Here is a 6,000-nt window from a genome sequence, read left to right as displayed (position 1 = left end):
GTCCAATTTAATCCGCAAAGTTTAATCAGACTTTGCACAAAGCCAGTGACCATACGTAAAGATAGACGGAATAAGGATTTAATCATTAAGCAGCATTGGATGGCTGCGTCGGAGTAGGTTTGATTTCGCCCTTGTTTGCCTTTTGATGGAGCATACCATTGCGTAGCAGGATCAAACCAAAGGGCAATATTTCCGCGATTAATGAGTGCTCGGTTATATGCGGGCCAATTGGTTGTGCGGTAGATTTTGTGTGTAGGCTTCTTCATTTGAAAATTATATCGCTGAAAAAGCCTTTACAGATAGGTTTGTGCAACAAAGCCGCTGGAAACTAAAAGTAAGGCACCGAGGACAATTGCAATATCAGCCAGGTTGAAGGCCGGCCAATGCCAGTCTCGCCAATAGAAATCAAAGGAATCCACAACATAGCCGCGAAAGACCCGGTCAATCAGGTTGCCCATGGCGCCACCGAGGATAAGACTGTAAGCGATGGCTTCTCCTTTATGACGATTTTCAAGGATCAGCTTGATCAGAAAAATCGAGACCACTACCGCGATTCCGATAAAAAAGTAGCGCTGCCAGCCTCCACCATTCGCAAAAAGACTGAATGCGGCACCGGTATTCCATACGTGTACCCAGTTAAAGAATGAGGTCACTGAAATAGACTCGCCATATGCCATTGATTGTTGCACCAGCCATTTTATGGCCTGATCAGACGCTGCCAGCAGGCCCGATATGGACAACAGAGCGTACGGTGACAGATGTTTGCCAAAAATGGACATTGCTTAATCCTTGAGCGCCAGAATGCGTCTAGCACCGTTAAGTACAATTACCCCCGCGATGGTGCCGATAATCAGATCCGGATAATTGGACCCGGTCCACGCGACCAGAGCGCCGGCGGTGATGACCCCCAGGTTGATCACCACGTCGTTGGCCGAGAATATCCAGCTTGCCTTCATGTGCGCCCCGCCCTCCCGATGTTTGGATATGAGCAGCAGACAACTGGTATTGGCAATCAATGCGACGAATGCGATAGCCATCATCACCAGCGATTCAGGCTCACTACCGAATACAAAGCGTCTCACCACCTCTATGAGTACGCCCACAGCCAAGATCAGTTGCAGTACACCAGCAAGATGCGCGGCACGTACCTGCATTTTCACGCTATGTCCAACCGCATAAAGGGCAAGCCCGTACACCGCCGCATCGGCAAAATTGTCCAGGGATTCTCCAATCAGGCCAGTGGACCGGGCGATCAGACCGGCAGTCATTTCCACCACGAACAGAAGTGCATTGATGCCGAGCAACCAGCGCAGGGTCCCGGATTCTTGCTTAGCAGAAGCTGCCGAAAACTCGGCGGCCTTGATGGTCTCCGGATTTGCAGCGACGGTTTCCTGAAGCGAGGCGCCTAGCCCCAAGGTCTTCAGTTTCGAGGTGACGGGCTCGACCTCACCGTCATGCACGACCTTCAACCGGCGGTTCGACAAGTCGAAGGACAGTGCCCGAATCCCCTCAACGCCGTTCAGGGCCAGGCGAATCATGCGCTCTTCTGATGGACAGTCCATCTTCGGCACGGCATAAACACTGACCCATTCCCCCGACGCATCGGAGGAGGCCTGCATATCGGTATCCGACGCAGGCCTTGCATGGTCGCCACAGGGGCCTCCGCAGTTTTTACTCATGATATGACTCCACTTGAATGTGATCGGGTTTTCATTTAAAACTATATAGTAGCTATAATGTCAATAGCGTAGAGAATCCGTTGCGGAGGAACCCGATGCGTATTGGTCAGTTGGCACAGTCAGTAGGGGTAGATACACAGACGATCCGCTTCTACGAACGGCAGGGCTTGTTGCCGCCGCCTGGTCGGCAGGAGAACGGTTACCGTGTCTATACCGAGAAACACGTTGAGCGGCTGGCCTTTATTCGTCGCTGCCGCATCCTGGATCTGTCACTGGCAGAAATTCACGAACTAAAGCGCTATCAGGACGACCCTCATCAGTCCTGTACCGCTGTCAATGCCTTGCTCGATGATCACATCTCTCATGTGCGCTCGCAGATAACCGCTCTACAGGCGCTTGAGAAACAACTCGTTTCACTAAGAGCGCGTTGCAACGATGACCGGGAAGTTAAGGCGTGTGGGGTTCTTGCTGGAATTAGCGAGGGAAGCATGCATCAGCAGTAGGTTGGAGTGCCAACCAGATAATCCGATGAGATGCCGGTTTGCCTCACTCTCATGCAAAGGTAAGATCAACCATTTAATCCGCTTACCCTATTTTTTTTTGCTTTCACCTTATCCAAAATTCACCACCCCATAATTGAAAATATTTTGAATTATAAGCCCTTAGGGTGCTCATAATCCATAAATCAATTTCGAAGTTCTTTGTTGCATAAAGCCTTTAAAGATTGAGTTTTCCTAAGCAACTCAAATTTAAGTTACAACTCGGGTATTAGGTCGGCCTAATTCCATAAATCTGTTGAGGACTGCTACGCGAGCATGAATTTCACTCATCTGACTAGGAAAGCTTCTTGCCATTAATTTATCGCCTAATAATTTGATGCAGTGCATCTTTGTTTCGACCAAACTTCGGCGATGATAGCCTGACCATTTTTTCCATAGTGTTCTACCTAGCAGGGTTTTAGTATCTATACCAATATGAAGTTTACGCCATTGGCGACGATATTTCGGCTAATGCTTTTTACGTTTCCATTCACCTTCACCTAAGAACTTCAAATCCGTGGAATCAACGAGTAGATGCAGTCCATTGCAACTCTTTTCATAGCTAATTTGAATATCAATATGCTTTTGTCTTCTGCGAATGGTTGAATAATCCAGAGCTGTCCAATCTAATCCGCAAAGTTTAATCAAGCTTTGGACAAAGCCAGTCACCATGCATACAGAAAGACGAAATAAGGATTTAATCATGAGATAGCACTGAATGGCTATGTCAGAATAAGTTTGATTTCGACCATGTTTTCCTTGTGACTGCGAATATCATTGAATCTTAGTATCAAACCAAATTGTAAAATTACCATGATTGATCAAAGCATGATTGTAGGATGACCAATTCGGTGTACGATAAATTTAGGTGTAGGCTATTGCTGTATAAGACCTTATCGGTAGGTTTGCGCAACAAGGCCTCAAAATCCCACCTTAAAATGCAAATAGCAAAAAAACTCTACCATTCGATTGATTTCATTTTAGAAGTAATGAAATTAGTATCTGTTTGTAATGATATTTTATAAAATTCAATATTAGATCTGCAGAGAAAAACTTATCAAACTAAGTATTGGCTAGTCTTTTTCTTCGAAAAACTTATCAAACGAAGTATTAAGTTAATCTTTTTCTTCAACTTCTTCCTTAAACTCAAACAAATCATTCATCGTACAGTTAAAGTACTTACACAACTTATCGGCGACTGGTAATTCAATACGTACAGCACGGTCATAATACATACTTGTGAGCGTGTTGCGATTGATACCTGTTGCATGCACCACTTCACTTAATTTTAAAATTTTTCTATCGCCCATGAGGCTAGATAACTTACAAGTAATCATATTTAAATTAATTTACAAAAAATAACTTGCTGTGGGTTATTTGAAGTTGTTGCCTGAGTAATACTTTGCTAAAATTAACCTACAGCAGGTTATTACAACTTATAGAAAGTATATTTTATCCATTTCAATTAAATTATAACTTTTTAAATATAAGGATTGAACCTGCATTAGATTTTTTTGTGGAGATGACCGCCGTGTTACCAAATGAGTTATTAATCAGCCAGCAAGCTCGTGACTTAGGAAATCAATTAATTAAAGAAATGAACATCAATAGAAGTTATGGATTGGCTAATTTTCTTGGAGTAAATACTTGCTATGATAATCATCAGGCTGTACTTATTTGGACATTTCAACTGCTAGAAAGAGAACCTGCCTTAAATGAATTAGCAGAAATTAAAAAATATTTTCTTTTAATCTTTCCAGATAGTGTTTATCAATTAGCCTAAGTTATTTTTAAAAATTATTTTTTTTATATAAAAACACTAAATCAAAGAAAACTTTCTTTTAAAATACCTATTAATTCAAATTCATACGATTTACAGAGTATATGAAGCATAAATTCTTGTTCCTGCTTTATCACTCACTCCTACTAGACCTTAGTAAAGACTAAAATTACATAGCTCTTTTTACTGATACTAAACGATTCATGCCCACACTACGTTCTGCAGCTTCGAGGGCTAGTTTTTGTTGAACCACTGAGAACAAGGACAATAAATTGCCTACTATATTTTTCCGGAGAGTGGTGTAGGAACTTTTTCATTATTGCTAATCATATCAGCGACAACATCAGCAACGAGCTCCTCTATTCCTGAGAATGCTTTAGACTGATCCGCATCATGCTAAGACAATGATGGAAACTCAGCACACAACCCAACATACCCATTATCTTCAGCTGACCATTTAACACGGTAAGTATATTGTTTACTATCCATTTGACACCCCATCATGTTTTAAGTTTATGTATAAAAGTACGATTTTCACTTACTAGTACTTAAATAATCACCCCACCACTGCATCATTTCAGTCCGTTGAGCTAAATAGTCAGCGTGATTATAGCTGGCACGGGTACGGTTCTTATCAATATGTGAAAGTTGTGCCTCAATCCAATTATCTTGGAACAAACCTGAGTCATTCAAAATGGTACTAAAAGTAGAACGTAATCCATGAGAAGATAGTTGATGTTTGCCATACCCCATCTTACGTATGGCCATATTTAGAGTATTAAAATGAATCGGTTGATTGTGTTTGCGAGGGCTAGCAAAAAGGTATTTTTCACCGTATGACCACTGCATGACGTCTTTCAAAATCTCTAAAGCCTGATTTGAAAGTGGAACTAAAAAATCTGGAATCTCATGGCCTAATATGACTTTTCGTCGAAACTGTTTAATATGCAAGGCAGGTATTTTCCAGATTTTTTCATTTAAATCAAAATGATGAGGCTCAGCCAATAACAATTCGGCCCCTCTCACGCCAGTATGTAATTTGAACATCAGTGCTTTTTTAATAATGGGATGGGCATCCAATTTTTGTAATTTATTCTTAAAATCAGATATTTCCTCCGCTTTCAAATACGGATAATTTTTCTTGATTTTGCTGTTAATGGTGATTTTATTTAAACCATGAGCGATGTTGAACTCACAATAACCCATCGCTACAGCGTAGTCATAAATTTGGTTCAAATAACTACAAGCTTTTTTGACAGGTTCTTTTACTTGGCGTCCCTCTATTTTTTTGATTACTGAAACCAGGTCATAGCGCTTGATGTTTTGAAAAGGTAAATCCTGAAGGTCTGGATAAATATCTTGCTGTAAGCATCTTTCTGCTAACTGTAGTACACCACAGCGGGGTAGATCGTTGAAGGCATTCTTCAGTTTGAACTGTAACCACTCCTCCCCGACCTTACCAAAGGTGATAAGATTAGAGGCAGTATCATGTTCAAAACAGAAATTATTGTCTTTAAAGTCATCTCTGACTTGTCGTGCCTTTTTCAGCGATAAATCAGGATAAAGACCTAACTGAATGCGTCGACGTTTTTTAGTTTGTGGATCTGTATAGCGATAGCACCAAGATTTTCTTCCACTCGGCTCAATCTTCAGGCTAAGCCCATCTTCATCGGATAAAAAACAGGTTTTTTCCTTGCAATGAGCTTGGCGAACTTTAATATCAGTAAGACTCATGGAATTTAAATGAAACCTAATAAGGGGTTGATTGGATCAATTATATCAAAATAGAACGCTTTATATATGATGCGTATGATACGCATCATATATTTTTATAAGTATTTGTTAAATAAAGTTTATATATAGATTGGCTATTCCTTAGTGACCAATTAATTAACCATTGATTTCGCAAGTCTTAAATTAACATTTGAAGTGCAACTCTATGTTATGACTATTCACAGTTCTGTTCCATGATTCATGGTTACTTATTACTTATGTTACTATG

The 6,000-nt window shown here is 41.0% G+C and carries 7 protein-coding genes and 2 pseudogenes; 2 read left to right on the top strand and 7 right to left on the bottom strand.

Annotation, left to right across the window (positions count from 1 at the left end; translation table 11 throughout):
- The 3 genes from ACINWC141_RS19810 to ACINWC141_RS15005 form a co-directional block, all read right to left on the bottom strand.
- Positions 1-266 (bottom strand): transposase (locus ACINWC141_RS19810; RefSeq protein WP_009392493.1); only part of this gene is annotated, 266 nt, incomplete at its 3' end.
- 27 nt (positions 267-293) lie between these two features.
- Positions 294-722, bottom strand: coding sequence for a signal peptidase II (gene lspA, locus ACINWC141_RS15010; protein ID WP_227549024.1), 429 nt, complete (start codon positions 720-722; stop codon positions 294-296).
- Positions 723-782: 60 nt separating this feature from the next.
- Positions 783-1,679, bottom strand: a complete 897-nt coding sequence (locus ACINWC141_RS15005; protein ID WP_009392494.1) for a cation efflux transmembrane domain-containing protein — start codon at positions 1,677-1,679, stop codon at positions 783-785.
- A gap of 95 nt (positions 1,680-1,774) precedes the next feature.
- On the opposite strand from ACINWC141_RS15005, the gene cadR reads away from it, so the two are divergent.
- Positions 1,775-2,182, top strand: a complete 408-nt coding sequence (cadR, locus tag ACINWC141_RS15000; protein ID WP_001219642.1) for a Cd(II)/Pb(II)-responsive transcriptional regulator — start codon at positions 1,775-1,777, stop codon at positions 2,180-2,182.
- 246 nt (positions 2,183-2,428) lie between these two features.
- Here cadR and ACINWC141_RS19805 read toward each other — a convergent pair.
- A pseudogene (locus ACINWC141_RS19805) lies at positions 2,429-3,082 on the bottom strand (IS5 family transposase).
- A 251-nt stretch (positions 3,083-3,333) separates the two neighbouring features.
- A complete protein-coding gene (locus ACINWC141_RS14990; protein WP_004658364.1) occupies positions 3,334-3,555 on the bottom strand; it encodes a helix-turn-helix domain-containing protein in 222 nt (73 codons plus the stop codon).
- Between the two features lie 194 nt (positions 3,556-3,749).
- On the opposite strand from ACINWC141_RS14990, the gene ACINWC141_RS14985 reads away from it, so the two are divergent.
- Positions 3,750-4,001 carry a hypothetical protein gene (locus ACINWC141_RS14985; protein WP_000937271.1) on the top strand — a complete coding sequence of 84 codons (252 nt, stop codon included), beginning with the start codon at positions 3,750-3,752 and terminating at the stop codon, positions 3,999-4,001.
- Positions 4,002-4,277: 276 nt separating this feature from the next.
- On the opposite strand, the pseudogene ACINWC141_RS20400 reads toward ACINWC141_RS14985, so the two are convergent.
- Both ACINWC141_RS20400 and ACINWC141_RS14980 read right to left on the bottom strand, forming a co-directional pair.
- Positions 4,278-4,499: pseudogene (locus ACINWC141_RS20400) on the bottom strand (antitoxin HicB).
- A gap of 33 nt (positions 4,500-4,532) precedes the next feature.
- Entirely contained in the window at positions 4,533-5,732 is a 1,200-nt protein-coding gene (locus tag ACINWC141_RS14980; protein ID WP_000059636.1) for a tyrosine-type recombinase/integrase, read from the bottom strand.
- Between the last annotated feature and the right edge of the window lie 268 nt (positions 5,733-6,000).

The sequence above is a fragment of the Acinetobacter sp. WC-141 genome, from assembly GCF_000313935.1.
Classification (GTDB): domain Bacteria; phylum Pseudomonadota; class Gammaproteobacteria; order Pseudomonadales; family Moraxellaceae; genus Acinetobacter.
This window is presented reverse-complemented; position numbering and strand designations above follow the sequence as displayed.

Coding starts and splice junctions, on each gene's coding strand:
- ACINWC141_RS15005 (WP_009392494.1), bottom strand. CDS start 1,679: ATGAGTAAAAACTGCGGAGGCCCCTGTGGCGACCATGCAAGGCCTGCG.
- cadR (WP_001219642.1), top strand. CDS start 1,775: ATGCGTATTGGTCAGTTGGCACAGTCAGTAGGGGTAGATACACAGACG.
- ACINWC141_RS14990 (WP_004658364.1), bottom strand. CDS start 3,555: ATGATTACTTGTAAGTTATCTAGCCTCATGGGCGATAGAAAAATTTTA.
- ACINWC141_RS14980 (WP_000059636.1), bottom strand. CDS start 5,732: ATGAGTCTTACTGATATTAAAGTTCGCCAAGCTCATTGCAAGGAAAAA.